We start from the raw sequence: 21,274 nt of genomic DNA, 5'->3' as shown, positions 1-21,274 counted from the left end.
CGTGCATGCGATGTCTTCGACGAAGTCTTCGACAGAGAAGGGACCTTTCGACCGCCGTTTCCCCCACTCGTGTCACAGGACGCGCCTCGGCGTCACTGTCAGTGGGCTGCGCAATCATGGAGCGCATGAGCGATGACGCCACACGTGTGCAGGAGTTCTTCACGGCCAGGGCCGCCGACTGGGACGTCCGATTCCCCGACGACGGCCCCGCCTACGCGTCCGCGGTGTCCGCGCTGGGGCTGCGCCCCGGAGACCGCGTACTCGACGCCGGCTGCGGCACGGGGCGGGCGCTGGCGCCGCTGCGCGCGGCCGTGGGCCCTTCCGGAGTGGTCCTGGGCGCCGACCTGACGCCGGCCATGCTGGAGCGGGCCGTGCGGGCCGGCAGAGACGCCGAGGGTCGGTTGCTGCTCACGGACGTGGCCCGGCTGCCGCTGCGCGCGGGCGTGCTGGACGCGGTGTTCGGCGCGGGGCTCATCTCCCACCTGCCGCAACCGGCCGAGAATCTGCGCGAGTTGGCGCGCGTCGTGCGCCCCGGCGGGCTGCTCGCGCTGTTCCACCCCATCGGCCGCGCCGCCCTCGCCGCCCGCCACGGCCGCGCGCTCACCCCGGACGACCTGCGCGCCGAGCCCAACCTGCGCCCGCTGCTCGACGCCGCCGGCTGGCGCCTGACCTCGTACGCCGACGAGGACGAGCGCTTCCTGGCGCTCGCGGTGCGGGAGTTCGAGGACGGCGTGGTCTGACCCAGGATCAAGGACCCCCGAACCGAACCTCAGTGAGCCCCACCGCGCGGGATCCGCTCCGTGGCCGGGTCTGTCACCATGGCCGCAACTGCGCGACACACGGTGGCGGTTACGGGCAGGGGGACGGTGGCGTCCATGATCGATCGAGTCCGCAAGGCGTGGAGGACGTGGCGTGAGGACGGCGGCACGCCGAGCAAGAGGGAGCGTGCGCACAATCTCTTCGAGGCCGCTGCCGCCTACGTAGTGGCGTGCGTCGAGGACGACCAGGAGCGGGCCGACGAGGCGACGGGATGGGTGGAGCCGAGCGCGCTGGCCTTCGGGGTCAACGAACTCGCTTGCAGGGCCGTCATCGCCCTCGCACGCGAACGCGACGAGCCGCCACGCACCGTCGCCCGCGCCCTCCTTGGTCTGCCCGTCGGCTGACCCACCGCGCGGGCACAGAGCACGGGCACACGCCACGGGCACGGGATGTCGACACTTTGTCCACGCCAGGGGTGCAGGAGCCGATCTCCTGCCGATTTTCCTGGTCATCGACGATGGACCCCCCTGTACGACGCCGTCGGGCACTGGCTAAGGTCTCGCCGGTGGAACGAAGTTCAGGGGAGGCCGGCGTGACCGGAGTGGACGAAGCAGCGGTCGAAGGGGACGACGCGCTGTACGTGCTGACGGCGGTATTGCTGACGCCCGCGAAGTTCCCGAGCGTGCTCGGTGACGACTACCCGGAGGCCTGCGCGGCCCTGGGGCTCGCGCCACTGGCCGAGGGGTACGGCCTGGTGCTCGGCCAGGACGGGCAGGGCGCCCGCTGGACCGTCGTGGTCGACGACGTGTCACTGGTCGCCGTCGCCATCGCGTCGTGGGACTGCGGGATGGAGTACGAGCTCTCGCCCGACGAGGACAGCATGGTCGCCGCGCTGCCGGGCTGGCCGCTCGCGCTCGCCGTGTCCGCCCCGGGCGTCCCCGCGCCGCACGATCCCGAGCCCGACCCCGAGTACGCCGACACGCCGCCGCTGACGCCGCCCGACACGGAGACGTGGGGCCCGGCCCAACGGCGTCTGGGGGCGGACGAGATAGCGCTTCAGTGGGCCGTGTGGCGCGAGCAGCTCGACGACTCGCAGTTCGCCACGGAGGAGGACGCCGAGGCGCCCCAGGAGGGCGACGCCCCCGAGCCCGGGCCGAGCGGGACGCACACCGGCATCCGCCGGGTCCTCACGGAGGCGCGCGGGTATGTGGACGCGCCGCCGCCCCTGGGCCGCGTGCGCTCGTCGTTCGCCTCCGGCGACGCCCGGACACTGCGCGCCGACGGGCCCGGCTGGTCGATGGTCGCGCGGACCGACGACATCGCCTTCGTACTGCTCGACGACGAGCCGGGCGAGGTACTGCCGGTCGGCCGCGGCCGGGAGCTGCCGAGCCTGCTCGAAGCGCTCGACAAGATGGCCGTACGCCCTACGTGAACCGCCGGAGCCGCACGGGACGTTCGCACCCCGCGCGGCTCCGACCTTCACGATGTCCCCTCAGCGCCCCAGTTCCTTGCGCGAGACGCGGCGCAGCCTGCGCCGCTGCGAGGGGTCGAGCATCAGGTACGCGGCGGCGGGCGCGCCCAGCACGATGAGCAGGGCCGCCCACCAGGGCAGCCAGATCAGCAGGATGATGCCGACCGCCACACCTCCCGCGGCGATCTTCGCGTTCTTCGACATGTGTGGCCTCCTTCGGGGGCGGCCCGCCCTCGCCTGGGTGGGGCGGGCTCGTCCTCTGCTGTGAAAAACGGGCCCACGTCGCCCGCAGTTCCGTCGGGTGACCCTGAGACATCCCTGATTCCGTGCCCCCGCACACGGCCGGGAGGCCGTCAGATGTCGGCCCGCAGCGGCTCTCCCACTTCATACATGTGGCGCAGCGCCTGACGGTAGGAGTCGACGAGGCCCGTCTCCACGAAGGGGATGCCGAGTTCGCGACAGTGGGCCTTCACCATGGGCTGGGCGAGGCGCAGGTGGGGTCGGGGCATGCTCGGGAACAGGTGGTGCTCGATCTGGTAGTTGAGGCCGCCGAGGAACCAGTCGGTCAGTGCGCCGCCCTTGATGTTGCGCGAGGTGAGGACCTGGCGGCGCAGGTGGCCCCACTTGTCGCCGTCCGGGTCGGGCATCTCCATGCCCTTGTGGTTGGGGGCGAACGCCATGCCCAGGTGCAGCCCGAACAGGGCCTGGTGGACGGCCGCGAAGACGAGCGCGTGGCCGAGCGACATGGTGGTGAGGAGCAGGGTGAGGTACCCGGCCACGTGCGCGACCAGGAACGCGCCCTCCACAAGGCGTTCGCGGCCGCTCTGGCGGCGCAGGTCCTGGAAGCCATAGAGCTTCAGGGCGAGGCCCTCGAGCAGGGTGAGCGGGAAGAAGAGCCAGGCCTGGTGGCGGGTGAGCCAGCCGCGGAACCCCGCGCGCGTGGCGGCCTGCTTGCTCGTGAAGACGAGGACGTCGGCGGCGACGTCGGGGTCCTTCTCGATGTGGTTCGGGTTGGCGTGGTGCCGGTTGTGCTTGTCGTTCCACCAGGAATAGCTCATGCCGAGCAGCAGATTGCCGTGGACCAGGCCGATCAGCCGACTCACCGAGCGGTTCCCGGTGATCTGGGCGTGGCCCGCGTCGTGTCCGATGAAGGCGGTGCGTGCGCACAGCACCGCGAGGACCGGAGCGAGGGCGAAAACCCACCACGAGCCGCCGAGCAGGGCCATGCCCGTGACGACGGCACCGAGGCACAGGGCGTTGACCGCGATGGTGCGCACGTACCAGCCGGTGCGCCGATCCAGCAGCCCCTGCCCCTTGACGGCGCGCAGCAGTGGCGTGAACTCGCTTCCCCCTTGTGGGGAGGCCGGCCTGGTGGCGGGTTCCGGCAGGGTTCCGACGGCCGAGGGCATGGCGGTCTCCGGTCTGTGGTGGGTGAGGTCGAAGCGGCGGGCTACGCGTCGCCCGACCACTAGGAACCTATGGATCACGGACCTTGATCGACCATGGCGCCACCACCCGAGTACTGCCCGGGTTCACCCCAGCTGGACAGGGGGGTAAGCCCCACCCTTAAGGGTCAGGTGATCCAGATCACGACATATGGAGCCGCGTCGGGCCGATTCGGGGGTGTACCCTCGGCGCCTCCAGGGTGAGTAGTCAAGTTTGATGAATACGAGGACGTCGCCATCTCCGAGCAGCCCCGCACCGCTCCGCCCAGCCCCTCCGAGACCACCGAACTCGCCCGCTGTGGCGTCGTGTTCGCCCCGGCCGACCCGGCCCGCACGTCGACCGTGGCCTTCTGGCGGCCCGATGGCGGCGAGCCGCCGCTGCCGGAGGCGGGCACCCGCACCGAGCTGCGTCTCGCGCTGCCCGGCGAGGACGCCGTGGAGCCGGTGACCGTACCGGCCGTCACCCTGCCCGTGCGCGCCGCACTGCCGGTGCTGACCCGCGCACGTACCACCGCGGACGCCGACCCGACAGCGACCTTCTGGGGCGCCGCCGGCCTCCTGGCGCTCCAACTCGTCGCCCGCGGCCTGCTGTTGCCGGGCGTGAGCGCCGAAGGGCACGACGCGTGGCGCGCAGGGCCGTTGCGGGCCGCCGACCTCGACCGGGTCAGGGAGCTGGCCGCCGCGATGCCGCCCGAGGCACACGCCGTGCCGCTGGAGGGGCACGAGCCGCCGCGCCTGCACGCCCCGGAACGGCTGTTGCGCGCCTTCCTGGATGCCGTGGCCGACGCCCTGCCGCGCTCCCCCGCCGCCGCGCACGCCGCCGGCGGCCCGGCGTTCGCGGCGCGGGCTCCGCAGCGGGTGCCCGAGCTGCGCCCCTGGGCGGGGGATGTCGCGGCGGGGCTCGACGCGGGCGTGCGGATCTCGCTGCGCGTGGAGGTCCCCGGGCTCGAAGAGATCACGGAGGACGAGTCCCGCATCCCGTTCCGTGCGGTGCTTCAGCTGCACAGCGTCAGTGACCCCACCCTGGTCGCGGACGCGGCACAGGTGTGGGCCGGGACCGGCGCCTCGGCGCAGACCTTCGGCGACCGCGCCCGGATGGACGCGCTGTTGGCGCTGCGCCGCGCCACGCGCGCGTGGACACCGCTCGCGCCACTGCTGTCCGCGACCGTGCCGGACGCCGTCGAACTGGCCGACGAGGAGGTCACGGAGCTGCTCGGCGAGGGCGCCCGGGCGCTGTCCGCGGCCGGTGTCGAGGTGCACTGGCCAAGGGAGCTGGCCCGCAAGCTCACGGCCCGCGCGGTGATCGGCCCGGCCGAGGGCGAGGGCCCCGACGGGCTCTCCTCCGACGGGCCGTCCTTCCTGTCCGCCGACGCCCTGCTGGCGTTCGACTGGCGGTTCGCCCTGGGCGGCCAGGAGTTGAGCCGCGAGGAGCTGGATGTACTCGCCGAGGCGAACCGTCCGGTGGTGCGGCTGCGCGACCAGTGGGTCCTCATCGACCCCGCGGAGGCCCGCCGGGCCCGCTCCCACCAGGACCGCAAGGTCACCCCCGTGGACGCGCTGAGCGCCGTTCTCACGGGCTCGACGGAGATCGAGGGCCGCCGGGTCGACGTGCGCCCCACGGGCTGGCTCACGGCCCTGCGGGACCGCCTCGCCGACCCCGAGGGCATGGAACCGGTCGGCCAACCGGCGGCGCTCGAAGCCGACTTGCGGGACTATCAGCTGCGCGGACTCAACTGGCTCGCCCACATGACCTCGCTGGGCCTCGGCGCCTGCCTCGCCGACGACATGGGCCTGGGCAAGACCATCACCCTGATCGCGCTGCACCTGCACCGCCAGAGCTTCCCGCAGAGCGCGGGACCGACGCTCGTGGTCTGCCCGACGTCCCTGATGGGCAACTGGCAGCGCGAGATCGAGAAGTTCGCGCCCGGCACCCCCGTACGCCGCTTCCACGGCGGGCGCCGCTCCCTGGAGAACCTCGCCGACGGCGAGTTCGTGCTCACCACGTACGGGACGATGCGCCTGGACGCGGCCCAACTCGGCACCGCGTCCTGGGGAATGCTCGTCGCCGACGAGGCGCAGCACGTGAAGAACCCCTACTCGGCGACGGCCAAGGAGCTGCGCACCATCGGCGCACGCGCGCGCGTGGCGCTCACCGGCACCCCGGTCGAGAACAACCTCTCCGAGCTGTGGGCCCTCCTCGACTGGACGACGCCGGGCCTGCTCGGCCGCCTCGGCACGTTCCGTACGCGCTACGCGCGGGCGATCGAGGGCGGCAAGGACCCGGCAGCGGCCGAGCGCCTGGCCAAGCTCGTGGGGCCCTTCCTGTTGCGTCGGCGCAAGTCGGACCCCGGCATCGCGCCGGAACTGCCGCCCAAGACCGAGACGGATCGCGCGGTGTCCCTCACCGCCGAACAGGCGGGCCTCTACGAGGCGGTGGTGCGGGAGACCCTCGCGGAGATCGCCGGGGCGGCCGGATTCGAACGCCGGGGCCTGATCGTCAAGCTGCTCACCGGCCTCAAGCAGATCTGCAACCACCCGGCGCAGTACCTCAAGGAGGACAAGCCGCGCATCACCGGCCGCTCCGGGAAGCTGGAACTCCTCGACGAGCTCTTGGACACGATCCTGGCCGAGGACGCGAGCGCGCTGGTCTTCACGCAGTACGTGCAGATGGGCCGCCTCGTGGAGCGGCATCTGGTGGCCCGCGGCGTCCCGGTGATGTTCCTCCACGGAGGCACCCCGGTCGCGGAGCGCGAGTCCATGGTGCGGCGCTTCCAGGAAGGCGAGGTCCCCGTGTTCCTGCTCTCGTTGAAGGCTGCGGGCACGGGACTCAACCTCACGCGCGCGGAGCACGTCGTGCACTACGACCGCTGGTGGAACCCGGCCGTGGAGGCGCAGGCCACCGACCGCGCGTACCGCATCGGGCAGACCAGGCCGGTGCAGGTGCACCGGCTGATCGCCGAGGGCACGATCGAGGACCGGATCGCGGAGATGCTGCTCCGCAAGCAGGAGTTGGCCGACGCGGTGCTCGGTTCCGGAGAGGCGGCGCTGACCGAACTCACGGACGCGGAACTGGCGGACCTGGTCGAGCTGCGAGGGGGGAATCGATGAGTCACGGGGAAGACGACATGCGCACGTTCGCGGCGCTGCCTGCCGCGCGCGGGAGGGCGTTCGCCGAGACCTGGTGGGGGCAGGCCTGGTTGAAGGCGCTGGAGGACACCGCGCTCGACACCGCGCAACTGAAGGCGGGGCGCCGGCTCGCGCGCGCGGGAGCGGTGGGCGCGGTCTCGGTCCGTCCGGGCCGCATCACCGCGGTGGTGGAGGACCGGGGCGGCGCGACGTACCGCTCGGACGTGCTGCTGCAATGCCTGGACGAGGACGAGTGGGACGGCTTCCTGACGATGGCGGCCGAGCGCGCGGGGCACATCGCGGCGCTCCTGGACCGCGACATGCCACCGCACCTGGTGGAGGACGCCTCCGCCTCCGGGGTGGAACTCCTGCCCGGAATCGGCGACTTGGAGCCGCGCTGCGACTGCGACGCCTGGGACCACTGCGCGCACACGGCGGCGCTGAGCTATCAGCTCGCGCGCCTGCTGGACCAGGATCCGTTCGTGCTGCTTCTGCTGCGCGGACGCGGTGAGCGCGCGCTGCTCGACGAGCTTCAGGTCCGCAGCACCGTGCACGCCGAACCGGAAGCGCCGCGCGAGGACCGGGAGACCGAAGGCGTGGACGCCGCCGAGGCGTACGCGTCGGCGATCGTGCTGCCTCCGCTGCCGGGCCCGCCACCGCTGCCGGACGAGCCCGGCCTGCCGCCGTCGCTCGACACGGAGACGGCGCCGCCCGCGGGCACGGACGTCGACGCGCTCGCCTTCCTCGGTGCGCAGGCGGCGGCCGAGGCCCAACGGCTGCTCGCGGACGCGCTGGCTCCGGGGCACGAACAGCGGGACGCTCTTCCGGAGTTGACCGTTGCGCAGGATGCCGTACGCCTGGCCGCCGCGTCCCCCGCGCAGCACATCGGGACCCGGCTCGCCGAGATCGGGGGCCGCGGCCGGGAGGGCCTGGCGCTCGCCGTGCGCGCGTGGGAGTACGGGGGCGCCGCCGCGCTGGACGTACTGGACGAGGAGTGGGCGCCGGACGCGGACGGGCTCGCACGCGCGCGTGCCGCGCTCGACGCGGCCTGGGACGACGACGAGCGTCCGGCCCTCAAGGCCGCCCGCGGCCGCTGGAGCACCACCGACGGGCAGGCCCAACTGCGGCTCGGCCGGGACGGTCGCTGGTGGCCGTACCGCAAGCAGCGCGGCCGCTGGTCCCCCGCGGGACCGGCGACCTCCGACCCCGCCTCGGCGCTGGCCGGCGCGGTCGGCTCCGCCGACGAGGTCGGGTAGGCGCACGAGGTCGGGCAGGCGCACGGGCAGGCCCGCACGATGACGTCCACGATCGTGAACGTCATCGCGCGGGCCCCGGTCGACCGTTGGCAGGACCGCGCTAGCGGATCGGCATGCCCGAGAGGGTGCGGGCGATGACCAGGCGCTGGATCTCGCTGGTGCCCTCGAAGATCGTGTAGATGGCGGCGTCGCGGTGCATGCGCTCCACGGGGTACTCGCGGGTGAAGCCGTTGCCGCCGAGGATCTGGACGGCCTGGGCGCTGACCTTCTTCGCGGTCTCGCTCGCGAACAGCTTGGACATGGAGCCCTCGGCGTTCTCGAACTTCTTGCCCGTGGACGCCATCCAGGAGGCGCGCCACACCAGGAGACGCGCGGCGTCGATCTGGGTGCGCATGTCGGCGAGCTGGAAGGCCACGCCCTGGTTGTCGATGATCGGGCGGCCGAACTGCTCACGCGTCTTCGCGTATTCCAGGGCCTCCTCGTAGGCGGCGCGGGCGGTGCCGACCGCCATGGCGCCGACGGCGGGACGGGAGGCCTCGAAGGTGGCCATCGCGGCGTTCTTGACGCGCTCGCCGCCCTTCTGGGCCTTCTCGCGCGAGCGGGCGAGGCGCTCGTCGAGCTTGTCCTTGCCGCCGAGCAGGCAGGAGCCGGGGATCCGGACGTTCTCCAGGACGACCTCGGCGGTGTGCGAGGCGCGGATGCCGTGCTTCTTGAACTTCTGCCCCTGGGACAGGCCGGGGGTGTTCGGCGGCACGATGAAGGAGGCGTGTCCCTTGGAGCCGAGCTCGGCGTCCACGGAGGCGACCACCACGTGGACGTTGGCGATGCCGCCGTTCGTCGCCCAGGTCTTCGTGCCGTTGAGGACCCACTCGTCCTTGGCCTCGTCGTAGACGGCACGCGTGCGCATGGCGGCGACGTCGGAACCCGCGTCCGGCTCGGAGGAGCAGAAGGCGGCGACCTTCACGTCGTTCACGTCGCCGTACATCTGCGGGATCCAGGTGCCGATCTGCTCCTCGGTGCCGTTGGCGAGGACGCCCACGGCGGCGAGGCCGGTGCCGACGATGGACAGGCCGATGCCCGCGTCGCCCCAGAACAGCTCCTCCATGGCCATCGGGATGCCGAGGCCCGAGGGGTCGAAGAACTGCTGCGCGTAGAAGTCCAGGGAGTAGATTCCGAGCTTGGCCGCTTCCTGGATGACCGGCCAGGGGGTCTCCTCGCGCTCGTCCCACTCGGCGGCCGCGGGGCGGATCACATCGGCGGCGAAGCCGTGAAGCCAGTCACGGACTTCCTTCTGCTCGTCGTTGAGATCCATGGTGAACTCGGCCATAACCCCTCCAGGGCGCACGCACTGCTGTGTTACTTAAGGTAACCCCGAGTCTGTTACTGGCGAGTAGCTCATGTCAACCTCCGAGTGCGCGTTCGATACCGAATAGCCATGAGGTGTTACCTTTCGCGTGCGTCAGGCAATCGCAGGGGCGGGGAGAAGAATTCATGGTGACCACACAGCGGACCGATCAGCGCGCGGACCAGCAGTCCGCCGCCGAGCGTCGGCGGCGCGAGCTGCTTGAGGCCGCGGACCGCGTGGTACTCCGGGACGGCCCCGGCGCCTCGATGAACGCGATCGCCGCGGAGGCCGGGATCACCAAGCCGATCCTGTACCGGCACTTCGGTGACAAGGGCGGTCTGTACGCCGCGCTCGCCACGCGCCACACGGACGCGCTGCTCGCCTCGCTGCGGGCCGCCCTGGACGCGCCCGCGGAGCGCCGCGAGCGCGTGGAGGCGACGCTCGACACCTACCTCGCGGCGATCGAGGCCCGTCCTCAGGTCTACCGCTTCCTCATGCATCCGTCGGAGGGATCCCCCGCCGAGTCCGGGTTCGACGTTGGACGGCACTCGTTCCCGCTGCTGCGGCGCATGGGAGAGGAGCTGGCCGAGGTCATCGAGGAGCGCGTGGACCTCGGCCCCGGCAGCCAGCAGCTCGCCCGCGTCTGGGGGCACGGAATCGTCGGCATGATGCACGCCGCCGGCGACTGGTGGCTCGGTGACCGCCCGTGCGAGCGCGCCGAGTTGGTGCGCGCCCTCGCCGACCTCCTGTGGGGGCGGCTCGCCGCCGCGGGCGACAAGGTGGGCGGTCCCGGGTTCTGACCCCGGCCCCGCCCCCGACGCCTCAGGAGGACACGGCACCGGGCGCCCACGGCGCCCTGGCCGCCTGCCGCAACACCCTCCTGCGCCGCCACCCGGTGACCCGCTCCGTGTACGTGCGCCCCTCCAAGTGGTCGCACTCGTGCTGGAGGCAGCGGGCGAACCAGCCCGTTCCGTGGATCACCACCGGTTCGCCGTCGACGTCGACCCCCTCCACGCGCGCGTGGTCGAAGCGGGGCGTGCCCGCTTCGAGGCCGGGGAGCGACAGACAGCCCTCGGGGCCGCGGATCACCTCGCCGTCGGCCTCGACCAGGCGCGGGTTCACGACGTGGCCGACGTGGCGCACATCGTCGTCGTCCTCACAGTCGAAGACGAACACCCGCAGCCCCTCGCCGACCTGGTTCGCGGCGAGGCCCACGCCCTGCGCCGCGTACATCGTGGCGAACATGTCCTCGACCAGGCGCGCGAGGGCCGGGCCGAAGTCCGTTACCTGCGCGCAGGGTTGGTGCAGCACGGGTTCACCGAGCAGGGTCAGGGGTCGTACGCGCCCTGAGGCGCCCGGGATCGAGCCGTGTCGCATGCGGGTAAGGGTACGGTCCGGGGCGCACCACGAAGTGCTGGTGGTGCCGCTGTTCGGGCTTGTCGGAGGATCTCGATAGGCTGAGCCCATAAACGATGCCGGGGGCAGGCGCGGCGCCGTACGCAAGGAGGACCCAGGAAGATGGCAGGCAACTCGGAGCCGATGACTCCGCGCGCCAAGCTGGCCGTGACGGCCGGCCGGGCCGCGGCCGCGGTGTCGCGGGCGGCGGGCCGCGGCAGCGGATCAGTGATCGGCGGCAAGGTCGCGCTGCGGCTCGACCCCGAGCTGCTCGCGCGGGTCGCCCAGCACCTGGACGTGGTGCTCGTCTCGGCCACCAACGGAAAGACGACGACCACGCGGCTGCTCGCGGAGGCCCTGCGCGCCAGCGGCCCCGTCGTCTCGAACGCGCTGGGGGCGAACATGCCCGCGGGCATCACCTCCGCCCTCGCCGGCGGCGGCGAGGCCAAGTACGGCGTGATCGAGGTCGACGAGAAGTACCTGGCCGGTGTCGCCCGCGACACCGACCCGAAGGCGATCGCGCTGCTCAACCTCTCGCGCGACCAGCTGGACCGCGCCGGTGAGACCCGCATGCTCGCCGAGAAGTGGCGCGAGGGCCTGTCCGGTTCGAAGTCCATCGTGATCGCGAACGCGGACGACCCGCTGATCGTCTGGGCCGCCTCCTCCTCGCCGAACGTGGTGTGGGTCGCCGCGGGCCAGGAGTGGAAGGACGACGCCTGGTCCTGCCCGGCGTGCGGCGGCGTGATGCAGCGCCCCGGCGACGACTGGTTCTGCGGCGAGTGCGGCTTCCGCCGCCCGCTCGCGAGCTGGGCGCTCCAGGGCGACCACGTCATCGACCCGCACGGCTCCGCGTGGCCGATCAACCTCCAGCTGCCGGGCCGCGCCAACAAGGCGAACGCGGCGACGTCGGCGGCCGTGGCCGCCTGCTTCGGCGTGCCCCCGCAGGTCGCCCTGGAGCGCATGTACCAGGTGCAGGCCGTCGCGGGCCGCTACGACGTCGTGCAGTTCCAGGAGCGCGACCTGCGGCTGCTGCTCGCCAAGAACCCGGCGGGCTGGCTCGAAACGTTCACTCTGATCGACCCGCCGCCGACCCCGGTGATCCTCTCGGTCAACGCGCGGGGCGCCGACGGCACCGACACCTCCTGGCTGTGGGACGTCGACTACACGCGTCTCGCCGGGCACCCGATCTGCGTGATCGGCGACCGTCGGCTCGACCTCGCGGTCCGGCTCGAGGTCGCGGGCCTGGACTTCCGGGTCTGCGAAACGCTCGACGAGGCGGTGCAGATGTCGCCCCAGGGCCGCATCGAGCTGATCGCCAACTACACCGCGTTCCAGGACGTCCGCCGCCGCGTGGGCAACTGACGAGCCCCACACAGAGCGCGAACAGCGAAGGATCATGAGCATGAGCGACAACAGCCTGCGTCTCGTGTGGGTCTACCCCGACCTGCTGAGCACCTACGGCGACCAGGGCAACGCGCTGGTGGTGGAGCGCCGCGCGCAGCAGCGCCGCCTCCAGGTCGAGCGCTACGACGTGCGCAGCGACCAGGCGGTGCCGACCTCCGGCGACATCTACCTCATCGGCGGCGGCGAGGACCGGCCGCAGCGCCTCGCGGCCGAGCGGCTGCGCCGCGACGGCGGACTGGAGCGCGCGGTGGCCAACGGCGCGATCGTCTTCTCCGTGTGCGCCGGGTACCAGATCCTCGGCCACGAGTTCGTGAACGACCTCGGTGAGCGCGAGCCCGGCCTCGGCCTGCTCGACGTCGTCTCGACGCGCGGCGAGGGCGAGCGCTGCGTCGGTGACGTACTGGGCGACATCGACCCGGAGTTGGGCCTGCCGGAGCTGACCGGTTTCGAGAACCACCAGGGCATCACGCATCTCGGCCCCACGGCGCGCGCCTTCGCCCGCACCCGCATCGGCAAGGGCAACGGCACGGGGGACGGCACCGAGGGCGCCTTCAACGACACCGTCTTCGGCACGTACATGCACGGGCCCGTGCTCGCGCGCAATCCGCAGATCGCCGACCTGCTGATCAAGCTGGCGCTCGACGTGAACGCGCTGCCGCCGGTGAACGACCACTGGTACGAGGAGCTCCGGGGCGAGCGGATCGCCGCGGCCACGGCGCAGCCCGCCTGACCCCCTGAAAGGGCCCTCCCAGAGGGCCCTTCAGTGCACCCCCGCGCCCATGTGAGCAGGCCGGTCCACCAGTCGGACGCCCCGTGCGGAAGGGCCCCCGGACGCCGATAAGGTACGGGGGTCCAGCCGGACGGCGTGGTCCGGCCATCGGCCCACGTTTGCAAAGGTAATCCGGGCTTATGCGTATTGGTGTCCTCACCTCCGGGGGCGACTGCCCCGGCCTGAACGCCGTGATCCGCTCGGTCGTGCACCGTGCCGTCGTCGATCACGGCGACGAGGTCATCGGCTTCCACGACGGCTGGAAGGGCCTGCTCGAGTGCGACTACCGCAAGCTGGACCTCGACGCGGTGGGCGGCATCCTCGCCCGCGGCGGCACCATCCTCGGCTCCTCCCGCGTCCAGCCCGCGCATCTGCGTGACGGCATCGAGCGGGCCAAGGAGCACGTCGCGGACCTCGGTCTCGACGCGATCATTCCGATCGGCGGCGAGGGCACCCTGAAGGCGGCCCGCCTCCTCTCGGACAACGGCCTGCCGATCGTCGGCGTACCGAAGACGATCGACAACGACATCGCCGTCACCGACGTGACCTTCGGCTTCGACACCGCCGTCGGCGTCGCCACCGAGGCGCTCGACCGCCTCAAGACCACCGCCGAGTCGCACCAGCGTGTGCTGATCGTCGAGGTCATGGGGCGGCACACCGGCTGGATCGCGCTGCACTCCGGCATGGCCGCGGGCGCGCACGCCGTCGTCGTCCCCGAGCGGCCCTTCGACATCGACGAGCTGACCAAGAAGGTCGGCGAGCGCTTCGAGGCCGGCAAGAAGTTCGCCATCGTCGTCGTCGCCGAGGGCGCCAAGCCGCGGGCCGGCTCGATGGAGTACGACGAGGGCGGCAAGGACGTCTACGGCCACGAGCGCTTCGCGGGGATCGCCCGGCAGCTCTCCATCGAGCTGGAGCAGCGCCTCGGCAAGGAGGCGCGCCCCGTGATCCTCGGCCATGTGCAGCGCGGCGGCACCCCCACCGCGTACGACCGTGTGCTCGCGACGCGGTTCGGCTGGCACGCCGTGGAGGCCGTGCACCGCGGCGAGTTCGGGAAGATGACCGCGCTGCGCGGCACCGACATCGTGATGACGTCGCTGGCGGAGGCCGTCCAGACGCTGAAGACGGTGCCGGACGAGCGGTACGCCGAAGCCGAGTGCGTGCTCTGACCCGTACGCCTTTCCAGCACGCATAACTGCCCCCGGCCGATAAGACGGCCGGGGGCAGTTCTAGTCTGGGTGCGCACAATCCGTACGAAACGAGCAACAGGAGCCGGCGGATGGATCACAGCGGGCACGGCATGAACATGGATCTGCCGCCGTTCACGCTGGGGCGTGGCCTCGAGTGGTCGGCCGACCCCTTCTTCCTCGTCGGGTGCCTGCTGGCGCTCGCCCTCTACGGATGGGGCGTCGTGCGCCTGAACCGGCGCGGTGACGCGTGGCCGGTGTCGCGGACGATCTCGTACGTCGTGGGCGTGCTCACCATCGGTCTGGTGATGTGCACCAAGCTCAACGACTACGGCATGGTCATGTTTAGCGTGCACATGGTGCAGCACATGGTCATCAGCATGCTGTCGCCGATCCTGCTCCTGATGGGCGCCCCGATCACGCTCGCGCTGCGGGCGCTTCCGGTGTCCGCGAAGCGCGGCAGCAAGGGGCCGCGCGAGCTGCTCCTGGCACTACTGCACAGCCGCTACATGCGGATCATCACGCACGCCGCCTTCACGATCCCGCTGTTCATCGCGAGCCTGTACGCGCTCTACTTCACGCCGCTCTTCGACTTCCTCATGGGGTCCAAGGTCGGCCACCTCGCGATGATGGTGCACTTCCTCGCCGTCGGCCTGGTGTTCTTCTGGCCGATCATGGGCGTGGACCCGGGGCCGCACCGGCCCGGCTACGTGATGCGGATGCTGGAGCTCTTCGCGGGCATGCCGTTCCACGCCTTCTTCGGCATCGCGCTGATGATGGCGTCGACGACGATGGTCGGCACGTTCGAGAACCCGCCGGCCTCGCTGGGCATCGATCCGCTCGCCGATCAGACGGCGGCGGGCGGTATCGCCTGGGCGTTCAGCGAGGTGCCCTCGGTCCTCGTGCTGCTGGCCCTGCTCTTCCAGTGGAAGAAGTCGGAGGACCGGCAGGCGCGCCGCACGGACCGTGCCGCGGACCGGGACGGCGACAAGGAGCTGGAGGCGTACAACGCCTACTTGGCCTCGCTCCACGGGCGCACCCAGTAGCCGACCGGCACGGGCAGTAGCGCCACTGCCCCGTTACGGGTGAGTATGGCCTCCTGGTCGCGGCTCGGACACCGTCCGGCTGCCGGGAGGAGGGTGTGTGATGCCCGGTTCCACGAAGACGATGGGTGCGTTCACCGTGGGCGGCCTGGTGGCCGTGACCGCCTACACGGTGGCGCTCGGCAGCAATGGGTGGCTGTGGTTCGGCTGGGTGGTGCTCGGCCTGCTCACCGTCGCCATGGTCGCGTCGCGCAGCAGCTGACGGTCGCCGCCACCGGGGCTCAGAAGCGGAAGACGGGGCCCGTCGACGCCTCCATCGTGCAGGTGTTGCCGAAGGTCTTGCGCCAGGCGATCGCCCTGCCCCGGTACGTGCCGGTGGCCTCGACGGTGACCGGGTCGTAGACCTGGGTGCACAGCTGCTGCTCGACCGGCAGCGCGTCCAGGTCGCCCCCGGCCGCCTCTAGAGCCGCGCAGGCCTCGGCGGCGTGCGGGTGCTCGCCCGAGGGCCGGGGCACGCAGTTCAGGTGGACCGCGCGGGTCCAGGTGCGATCGCTGCCCGAGACGGTCAGGAACACCTCGCGCGGCTGTTCGGGCCCGGTGGTCACGGCGCCAGCGGCCGGTGCGGCAGCGGCCAGGGACAGGAGCGCGGCAGCGGCCACGTGGACAAGACGCATGCGGATGAACCTCCGGTGCTGGGACGTCAGGGTGGAAACAGAGCACCCGCCGAGGCCGCCGCCGCCAAGCGGACGCGCCGTACGGGCCCCGGACGGGGCCCGATCGGGGCCCGATTGGGCTCTCGCGCAGGCGCTGCCGATTGGTTACTGTGCGCAAACACGCGGCGGTACAAGCGGCAGCACAAGCGGTTCCAGTGGGTCCAGTGGGTCTAGTGGTTCAAGTGGTTCGTGGGGGAAGGCGATCGGGATGTTCTACCGGCTGCTCAAATACGTGATCCTCGGGCCGCTGCTGCGGCTGCTCTTCCGACCCCGGATCGAGGGTCTGGAGCACATACCGGAATCCGGCGCCGCGATCGTCGCGGGCAACCATCTGTCGTTCGCCGATCACTTCCTGATGCCCGCGATCATCAAGCGGCGGATCACGTTCCTGGCGAAGGCCGAGTACTTCACCGGTCCTGGCCTCAAGGGCCGGCTGACCGCGGCGTTCTTCCGCAGCGCGGGACAGATCCCGGTCGACCGCTCCGGCAAGGAGGCCGGACAGGCGGCGATCCGCGAGGGCCTCGGGGTGCTGCGCCGCGGCGAGCTGCTCGGCATCTATCCGGAGGGCACGCGCTCGCACGACGGGCGCCTCTACAAGGGCAAGGTCGGCGTGGCCGCGATGGCGCTCAAGGCGCAGGCGCCGGTGGTCCCCTGCGCGATGATCGGCACGTTCGAGGCGCAGCCGCCCGGCCAGGTGATCCCGAAGATGCGCCGGGTGACGATCCGGTTCGGCAAGCCGCTGGACTTCTCGCGCTACGTCGGGATGGACGACGAGAAGGCCATCCTGCGGGCGGTCACCGACGAGATCATGTACGCGATCCTGGAGCTGTCCGGGCAGGAGTACGTCGACAAGTACGCGGCCCTCGTGAAGGCGGAGGCCGAGGAGGAGAAGGCGCGGAAGTTCCCGCGGCTGCCGCTGAGTTGATCTCGCCTCCTGGTGCCGCGCACGGTGCCGGGGGCCTCCCCCGGTTCCGCGCTCTGCGCTGAGCAGATTCCGGGGCCCGGGCAGCCGCCGCCGACGTACGGTCCCGCCATGAAGAAGGCATTGGTGATCGGTGCGGCAGGGCAGATCGGGCGGCCCACGGTGCGGGCGCTCGCGGCGGACGGCTGGGAGGTGACGGCGGCCTCGCGCGGCGGCGGGCGGGACGCGGGATGGCCGGGCGAGGTGCGGGCGGTGCGGCTCGACCGGAAGGACGACGCGGCGCTCGCGGAGCTGGTCGGGGACGGCGTCGACCTCCTCGTCGACATGGTGGCCTTCACCCGGGAGCACGGACGGCAGCTCGAACGGCTGGCCGGCCGGGTCGGTTCGGCGGTGGTGATCTCCAGCGGCGCCGTCTACGAGGACGCGGCGGGCCGCAGCTTCGACACACAGGCCGAGCCGGACGGCTGGCCCCGCTACGACGGCCCGGTGAAGGAGACCGACCGGACGCTCGCGCCGGGCGACGCGACGTACGGGACGCGCAAGGTGCGGTTGGAACGGGATCTGCTGGCGCTCGGTGAGGCGCTGCCGACCACGCTGCTGCGGGCCTCCGCGGTGCACGGACCGCACTGCCGCACGCCCCGGGAGCTGTACTTCGTGAAGCGGAACCTCGACGGGCGCCGCAGGCGTGTGCTCGCGTTCGGCGGGGAGAGCCGCTTCAACCCGGCGAGCGCCCGGAATGTGGCGGAGCTGGTGCGGCTCGCGGCGGCCCGTCCGGGCTCGCGGGTGCTCAACGCCGCCGACCCCGACTGCCCGACCGTCGCCGAGATCGGCACGATGATCGACGCGTTGATGGGCGTGGAGACGGAGACGGTGCTGGTGCCCGGGCCGCCGCCTGCGAAGACCGTCGGGGACACCCCCTGGTCGCTGCCGTACCCCTTCGTCTTCGACATGGCGGCCGCCGAGCGGGAGCTCGGGTACAAGCCGGTGACGACGTACGCCGACGCGCTCCCGGAGACGGTCGAGTGGCTGGCCGCTCGGCTGCGGGAGCAGGACTGGGAGACGGGGTTCCCGAAGATGGTCGCGTCGTACACGACCGGTCTGTTCGACTACGCGGCCGAGGACGCCTGGCTGGCGTCCCGGGCCGCGTAGGCCTATCGAACTGCTACCGCTACGGCTTGGGCGTGGCGTGCGGTGCGCACGTCACGTCCTTGGCGTCGGTCTTGCCGGTGAGCAGGTAGGTGTCGACCCGGTCGTTGATGCAGGGGTTCGTGAGACCGGTGACACCGTGCGAGCCCGCGTCCTTCTCGGTGATCAGGCGGGAGCCCTTGAAGCGCTTGTGCAGCTCGACGGCGCCCTCGTACGGGGTGGCGGCGTCACGCGTGGACTGCACGATGAGGACCGACGGCAGGCCCTTGCCGGTCTTCACGTCCAGCGGCGTCTGCTGCTTGGTCTTCCAGGTGGCGCACGGCAGGTTCATCCACGCGTTGGCCCACGTCATGAACGGGTACTGCTTGTGCAGCGCGGTGTTGTCCTTGTCCCACTTCGACCAGCTGGTGGGCCACTTGGCGTCGGCGCACTCGACGGCCGTGTAGACGGCGTTGCCGTTCTCCGCGGAGGCGTTGCCCGCGGTGTCCGACATGTCGGGGGCGGCGGCGTCGACCAGCGCCTGGGTGTCACCGGCGACGTACTTGCTCCACACCTGGGCGGTGGGCACCCACGCCGAGTCGTAGTACGGCGCGCTCTGGAAGAAGGCGATCAGCTCGGCCGGGCCGACGACCCCGCCGATGGGGTTCTTCTTCGCGGCGGCGCGCAGGGTCTCCCACTGCTGCTGCACCTTGGCGCGGGTGTCTCCGAGGTGGTAGGTCGCGTCGTTCTTGGCGACCCAGTCCTGCCAGTCCTTCCAGCGGCCCTCGAAGGCGATGTCCTGGTTCAGGTTGGCCTGGTACCAGATGTTGCTCTTCGCCGGGTTGACCACGCTGTCGACGATCATGCGGCGGACGTGGCCCGGGAAGAGCGTGCCGTAGACGGCGCCCAGGTAGGTGCCGTAGGAGACGCCCAGGTAGTTGAGCTTCTTCTCGCCGAGGGCGGCACGGATGACGTCGAGGTCGCGCGCGGTGTTCGGCGTCGTCATCTGCGGCAGCATCTCGCCGCTCTTCTCGTAGCAGCCGTCCGCGTACTCCTTGGCCAGCTTGCGCTGCGCGAGCTTGTCGGCCTCGGAGTCGGGCACCGGATCGGCCTTCGGCGCCTTGACGTACTCCTGCGGGTCGACGCAGGAGATCGGCGCGGAGTGGCCGACGCCGCGCGGGTCGAAGCCGACGAAGTCGTAGGCCTTCGCCATCTTCGCGTAGATCGGGTTCTTGGTGGTCACGCGCGTCGGGAAACGCATGCCGGAGCCGCCGGGGCCGCCCGGGTTGTAGACGAGGGAGCCCTGGCGCTCGTCCTTCGTGCCGGTGTTGCCGATGCGGTCCACGGCGAGCTTGATCTGCTTGCCGTTCGGCTTCGCGTAGTCGAGCGGAACGCTGACCCAGCCGCACTGGATGGGCTTGGCGATGCCCCAGTCGGCGGGGCAGTCCTGCCAGTCGATGCCGGCCTTCGTGGCCTTGGCGGCGGCGAGGGCCGCGCCGCGCGCCTGGAGGTCGGCGGTGCTGCTGCCGGACCTGGGTGCGTCGGCCTGGGCGGCGGGGGCGGAGACCGCGCCCGCTATGAGCGCCGCCGCTGCGAACGCGCCCGCGGAGCCGATCACCGCCTTCCGGCTGCCGCGCGCTGTCTGTCTGGTCCGTCTCAAGTGAGGCCTCCCGCACATCGATTCGATCCGTACGTCGATCGTGTTGCTGATCGGTACGCGGATCCTGACGCGTGCAGTGCCCCTGACAACAGAGACAACGGGTGTTCTTTACCAATCCGATAAACGGTATAACTCGCCCGGTGAGCGGATCAGGCCAGTCGGCCCAGCGCCTCGTCGAGCGTCCGGCGCAGCCGCAGCGCGTCCGGCGCCACGGCCGTGACCAGCACGGCAGGGCCCGCGAGAGGCGTGAGCGCGGCTGTTTGGGCCTCGTCGAGCACCGCGGCGGACGGCTTCTCCGTCTCGAATTCCGGGCGTACGACGATCAGTTGGCCGAGCGCCCGGTGCCCTGCGAGCACGGCGGGGCCGTCCCAGCCACCGGGCGCTCCCGGGCCGCACGCCAGCTCCTGGTCGAGCAGCGGACGGCCCGCCCGGTACACGGTGAGCCGGCTGGTGAGCCGGCCCGGCTCCTCCGCCACACGTCCGAGCACCTGCTCCTCGCGCAGCACGAGCCGCGCGCCCGGTGCAAGTTCGGCGCGCGTGTGGACCCGCAGATCGCTCCCGCCCGCCGAGATCAGCTGTTCCGGCAGCCAGTCGAGGCGGGCCCCGTCGGCGACCTCGATACGTACGTCGTAGCGGGCCGGGTCCTTGGCCTGCCCCGGCAGGGCGATGGTCGCGGCGATGGAGCCCACGTGCAGATGGGCGCCCTCCTCGGCGCGCGCCTCCACGGTGAGGTGGTCGCCGCCGAGCGGTCCGCTCATGGCGCCGACGAGCATCACCCGGGACTCGGCGGGGGCCGCGCCGCGCGTGCGGCGCAGCGCGAACGAGCCCTCGCCCGCCATCACGGGCAGCGCGGTCCCGCCCCGGCCGTCGCCGCGCGCGACGATCCGGGCGGTGGACCGGACTCCGGCGCTCACGCGGTCCACGCGGCGAGCTGCGCCCGCACCCAGGCGGCGACGTCCCCGACGCCGACCTCGGAGCGCAGGGACTGGAGCACGACGGGGAGTTCGGCGCGCGCCTCCTTGGCGTCGGCCTCCATCCGGGCCAGGTCGGAGCCGACGTGCGGGGCGAGGTCGGTCTTGTTGATGACGAGCAGGTCCGCGGTGGTGACGCCGGGGCCGCCCTTGCGCGGGATGTCGTCGCCGCCCGCGACGTCGATCACGAAGATCTGCGCGTCGATGAGCCCCTTGGAGAAGGTGGCGGTGAGGTTGTCGCCGCCGGACTCGATGAGGATCAGGTCGAGCGGGCCGACCTCGTCCTCCAGGTCCTCGACGGCCTCCAGGTTCGCGGAGATGTCGTCGCGGATCGCGGTGTGCGGGCAGGCGCCCGTCTCCACGGCGGTGATCCGCTCGGGCGGCAGCACGGCCTCGCGCAGCAGGAACGCGGCGTCCTCGCGCGTGTAGATGTCGTTCGTGACGACGGCGAGCGAAAGCTCCTCGCGCAGCGCGCGGCACAGCGCGGCGACGGTGGCGGTCTTGCCCGAACCGACGGGCCCGCCGAGCCCGATGCGCAGCGCCCGCCGGGTGCCGTCGGGACGGTGTGCGTCGGCGGATACGGCGGAGGCTTCGTCGTGCGAGTGTCCAAGGTGCACAGAAATCACAACTCCAAAGTGAGGATGCGCCGTTCCGACTGGCGTAACCACCAGCCCGTCCGGCGATTG

21 protein-coding genes are annotated in these 21,274 nt (G+C 71.8%); 13 read left to right on the top strand and 8 right to left on the bottom strand.

The genetic code is table 11. From position 1 onward, the window contains the following. Positions 1 to 125 precede the first annotated feature (125 nt). The 3 genes from ACNYS0_RS34330 to ACNYS0_RS34320 all read left to right on the top strand — a co-directional run bounded on the left by ACNYS0_RS34330 (position 126) and on the right by ACNYS0_RS34320 (position 2,191). A complete protein-coding gene (locus tag ACNYS0_RS34330) occupies positions 126 to 740 on the top strand; it encodes a class I SAM-dependent methyltransferase (protein WP_422479255.1) in 615 nt (204 codons plus the stop codon). Between the two features lie 135 nt (positions 741 to 875). Then, a complete protein-coding gene (locus ACNYS0_RS34325) occupies positions 876 to 1,163 on the top strand; it encodes a hypothetical protein (protein ID WP_422479253.1) in 288 nt (95 codons plus the stop codon). Positions 1,164 to 1,351: 188 nt separating this feature from the next. Continuing rightward, complete coding sequence (locus ACNYS0_RS34320) at positions 1,352 to 2,191, top strand: hypothetical protein (protein ID WP_422479251.1); 840 nt, start codon at positions 1,352 to 1,354, stop codon at positions 2,189 to 2,191. 60 nt (positions 2,192 to 2,251) lie between these two features. Here ACNYS0_RS34320 and ACNYS0_RS34315 read toward each other — a convergent pair whose 3' ends face one another. Both ACNYS0_RS34315 and ACNYS0_RS34310 read right to left on the bottom strand, forming a co-directional pair. Next, the gene (locus tag ACNYS0_RS34315) at positions 2,252 to 2,434 is read right to left on the bottom strand and encodes a hypothetical protein (protein ID WP_326020142.1); all 183 of its coding nucleotides are present in this window, start codon (positions 2,432 to 2,434) and stop codon (positions 2,252 to 2,254) included. A 149-nt stretch (positions 2,435 to 2,583) separates the two neighbouring features. After that, positions 2,584 to 3,639, bottom strand: a complete 1,056-nt coding sequence (locus ACNYS0_RS34310; protein ID WP_422479249.1) for a fatty acid desaturase family protein — start codon at positions 3,637 to 3,639, stop codon at positions 2,584 to 2,586. 342 nt (positions 3,640 to 3,981) lie between these two features. On the opposite strand from ACNYS0_RS34310, the gene ACNYS0_RS34305 reads away from it, so the two are divergent. Together ACNYS0_RS34305 and ACNYS0_RS34300 are read left to right on the top strand one after the other, a co-directional pair. After that, positions 3,982 to 6,783, top strand: a complete 2,802-nt coding sequence (locus ACNYS0_RS34305) for a DEAD/DEAH box helicase (protein ID WP_422479247.1) — start codon at positions 3,982 to 3,984, stop codon at positions 6,781 to 6,783. Then, the gene (locus ACNYS0_RS34300) at positions 6,780 to 8,057 is read left to right on the top strand and encodes an SWF or SNF family helicase (RefSeq protein ID WP_422479245.1); all 1,278 of its coding nucleotides are present in this window, start codon (positions 6,780 to 6,782) and stop codon (positions 8,055 to 8,057) included. Before ACNYS0_RS34305 ends, ACNYS0_RS34300 begins: the two co-directional genes overlap by 4 nt. Before the next feature lie 100 nt (positions 8,058 to 8,157). Here the strand turns inward: ACNYS0_RS34300 and ACNYS0_RS34295 are convergent, their stop codons facing one another. Then, positions 8,158 to 9,384 carry an acyl-CoA dehydrogenase family protein gene (locus ACNYS0_RS34295; RefSeq protein ID WP_422479243.1) on the bottom strand — a complete coding sequence of 409 codons (1,227 nt, stop codon included), beginning with the start codon at positions 9,382 to 9,384 and terminating at the stop codon, positions 8,158 to 8,160. Positions 9,385 to 9,548: 164 nt separating this feature from the next. Here ACNYS0_RS34295 and ACNYS0_RS34290 point away from each other — a divergent pair, with 164 nt between their 5' ends. Next, positions 9,549 to 10,202, top strand: coding sequence for a TetR/AcrR family transcriptional regulator (locus ACNYS0_RS34290; protein WP_422479241.1), 654 nt, complete (start codon positions 9,549 to 9,551; stop codon positions 10,200 to 10,202). A gap of 22 nt (positions 10,203 to 10,224) precedes the next feature. Here ACNYS0_RS34290 and def read toward each other — a convergent pair whose 3' ends face one another. Continuing rightward, positions 10,225 to 10,779 carry a peptide deformylase gene (def, locus tag ACNYS0_RS34285; protein ID WP_422479239.1) on the bottom strand — a complete coding sequence of 185 codons (555 nt, stop codon included), beginning with the start codon at positions 10,777 to 10,779 and terminating at the stop codon, positions 10,225 to 10,227. 141 nt (positions 10,780 to 10,920) lie between these two features. On the opposite strand from def, the gene ACNYS0_RS34280 reads away from it, so the two are divergent. The 5 genes from ACNYS0_RS34280 (at position 10,921) to ACNYS0_RS34260 (ending at position 15,459) form a co-directional block, all read left to right on the top strand. Continuing rightward, entirely contained in the window at positions 10,921 to 12,159 is a 1,239-nt protein-coding gene (locus ACNYS0_RS34280; protein WP_422479237.1) for a Mur ligase family protein, read from the top strand. Between the two features lie 40 nt (positions 12,160 to 12,199). Beyond that, entirely contained in the window at positions 12,200 to 12,931 is a 732-nt protein-coding gene (locus tag ACNYS0_RS34275) for a type 1 glutamine amidotransferase (protein ID WP_422479236.1), read from the top strand. A 179-nt stretch (positions 12,932 to 13,110) separates the two neighbouring features. Further along, the gene (locus ACNYS0_RS34270; RefSeq protein ID WP_422479234.1) at positions 13,111 to 14,136 is read left to right on the top strand and encodes a 6-phosphofructokinase; all 1,026 of its coding nucleotides are present in this window, start codon (positions 13,111 to 13,113) and stop codon (positions 14,134 to 14,136) included. A 110-nt stretch (positions 14,137 to 14,246) separates the two neighbouring features. Beyond that, positions 14,247 to 15,200 (top strand): cytochrome c oxidase assembly protein, encoded by a 954-nt coding sequence (locus ACNYS0_RS34265; protein WP_422479232.1) that lies wholly within the window; start codon positions 14,247 to 14,249, stop codon positions 15,198 to 15,200. A 100-nt stretch (positions 15,201 to 15,300) separates the two neighbouring features. Continuing rightward, positions 15,301 to 15,459 (top strand): hypothetical protein, encoded by a 159-nt coding sequence (locus ACNYS0_RS34260; protein ID WP_326020160.1) that lies wholly within the window; start codon positions 15,301 to 15,303, stop codon positions 15,457 to 15,459. 19 nt (positions 15,460 to 15,478) lie between these two features. Here the strand turns inward: ACNYS0_RS34260 and ACNYS0_RS34255 are convergent, their stop codons facing one another. After that, on the bottom strand, positions 15,479 to 15,871 hold the full coding sequence (locus ACNYS0_RS34255; protein WP_422479230.1) for an SSI family serine proteinase inhibitor: 393 nt from the start codon (positions 15,869 to 15,871) through the stop codon (positions 15,479 to 15,481). A gap of 247 nt (positions 15,872 to 16,118) precedes the next feature. Here ACNYS0_RS34255 and ACNYS0_RS34250 point away from each other — a divergent pair, with 247 nt between their 5' ends. Together ACNYS0_RS34250 and ACNYS0_RS34245 are read left to right on the top strand one after the other, a co-directional pair. Further along, complete coding sequence (locus ACNYS0_RS34250; protein WP_422405880.1) at positions 16,119 to 16,835, top strand: lysophospholipid acyltransferase family protein; 717 nt, start codon at positions 16,119 to 16,121, stop codon at positions 16,833 to 16,835. A 108-nt stretch (positions 16,836 to 16,943) separates the two neighbouring features. Next, a complete protein-coding gene (locus tag ACNYS0_RS34245) occupies positions 16,944 to 17,981 on the top strand; it encodes an NAD-dependent epimerase/dehydratase family protein (protein ID WP_422479228.1) in 1,038 nt (345 codons plus the stop codon). Between the two features lie 19 nt (positions 17,982 to 18,000). On the opposite strand, the gene ACNYS0_RS34240 is transcribed toward ACNYS0_RS34245, so the two are convergent. From ACNYS0_RS34240 to ureG, 3 genes are all read right to left on the bottom strand, one after another. Then, positions 18,001 to 19,635 (bottom strand): alpha/beta hydrolase, encoded by a 1,635-nt coding sequence (locus ACNYS0_RS34240; RefSeq protein WP_422479226.1) that lies wholly within the window; start codon positions 19,633 to 19,635, stop codon positions 18,001 to 18,003. A gap of 131 nt (positions 19,636 to 19,766) precedes the next feature. After that, on the bottom strand, positions 19,767 to 20,531 hold the full coding sequence (locus ACNYS0_RS34235) for an urease accessory protein UreD (protein ID WP_422479224.1): 765 nt from the start codon (positions 20,529 to 20,531) through the stop codon (positions 19,767 to 19,769). Further along, positions 20,528 to 21,205: an urease accessory protein UreG gene (gene ureG / locus ACNYS0_RS34230; protein WP_422405884.1), complete on the bottom strand. Its 678-nt coding sequence runs from the start codon at positions 21,203 to 21,205 to the stop codon at positions 20,528 to 20,530. The genes ACNYS0_RS34235 and ureG overlap by 4 nt, the downstream gene beginning before the upstream one ends. Between the last annotated feature and the right edge of the window lie 69 nt (positions 21,206 to 21,274).

This window comes from Streptomyces anthophorae (genome assembly GCF_049310305.1).
Classification (GTDB): Bacteria; Actinomycetota; Actinomycetes; order Streptomycetales; family Streptomycetaceae; genus Streptomyces.
The sequence above is the reverse complement of the archived record's forward strand: the minus strand, read 5'-3'. Positions and strand labels throughout refer to the sequence as shown.

What these genes read in the sequence shown, in the direction of transcription:
- ACNYS0_RS34315 (WP_326020142.1), bottom strand. Translation starts at nt 2,434, where the DNA reads ATGTCGAAGAACGCGAAGATCGCCGCGGGAGGTGTGGCGGTCGGCATC.
- ACNYS0_RS34270 (WP_422479234.1), top strand. Translation starts at nt 13,111, where the DNA reads ATGCGTATTGGTGTCCTCACCTCCGGGGGCGACTGCCCCGGCCTGAAC.
- ACNYS0_RS34265 (WP_422479232.1), top strand. Translation starts at nt 14,247, where the DNA reads ATGGATCACAGCGGGCACGGCATGAACATGGATCTGCCGCCGTTCACG.
- ACNYS0_RS34245 (WP_422479228.1), top strand. Translation starts at nt 16,944, where the DNA reads ATGAAGAAGGCATTGGTGATCGGTGCGGCAGGGCAGATCGGGCGGCCC.
- def (WP_422479239.1), bottom strand. Translation starts at nt 10,779, where the DNA reads ATGCGACACGGCTCGATCCCGGGCGCCTCAGGGCGCGTACGACCCCTG.
- ACNYS0_RS34240 (WP_422479226.1), bottom strand. Translation starts at nt 19,635, where the DNA reads ATGTGCGGGAGGCCTCACTTGAGACGGACCAGACAGACAGCGCGCGGC.
- ACNYS0_RS34290 (WP_422479241.1), top strand. Translation starts at nt 9,549, where the DNA reads ATGGTGACCACACAGCGGACCGATCAGCGCGCGGACCAGCAGTCCGCC.
- ACNYS0_RS34260 (WP_326020160.1), top strand. Translation starts at nt 15,301, where the DNA reads ATGCCCGGTTCCACGAAGACGATGGGTGCGTTCACCGTGGGCGGCCTG.
- ACNYS0_RS34330 (WP_422479255.1), top strand. Translation starts at nt 126, where the DNA reads ATGAGCGATGACGCCACACGTGTGCAGGAGTTCTTCACGGCCAGGGCC.
- ACNYS0_RS34325 (WP_422479253.1), top strand. Translation starts at nt 876, where the DNA reads ATGATCGATCGAGTCCGCAAGGCGTGGAGGACGTGGCGTGAGGACGGC.
- ACNYS0_RS34295 (WP_422479243.1), bottom strand. Translation starts at nt 9,384, where the DNA reads ATGGCCGAGTTCACCATGGATCTCAACGACGAGCAGAAGGAAGTCCGT.
- ACNYS0_RS34280 (WP_422479237.1), top strand. Translation starts at nt 10,921, where the DNA reads ATGGCAGGCAACTCGGAGCCGATGACTCCGCGCGCCAAGCTGGCCGTG.
- ACNYS0_RS34275 (WP_422479236.1), top strand. Translation starts at nt 12,200, where the DNA reads ATGAGCGACAACAGCCTGCGTCTCGTGTGGGTCTACCCCGACCTGCTG.
- ACNYS0_RS34250 (WP_422405880.1), top strand. Translation starts at nt 16,119, where the DNA reads ATGTTCTACCGGCTGCTCAAATACGTGATCCTCGGGCCGCTGCTGCGG.
- ACNYS0_RS34300 (WP_422479245.1), top strand. Translation starts at nt 6,780, where the DNA reads ATGAGTCACGGGGAAGACGACATGCGCACGTTCGCGGCGCTGCCTGCC.
- ACNYS0_RS34255 (WP_422479230.1), bottom strand. Translation starts at nt 15,871, where the DNA reads ATGCGTCTTGTCCACGTGGCCGCTGCCGCGCTCCTGTCCCTGGCCGCT.
- ACNYS0_RS34310 (WP_422479249.1), bottom strand. Translation starts at nt 3,639, where the DNA reads ATGCCCTCGGCCGTCGGAACCCTGCCGGAACCCGCCACCAGGCCGGCC.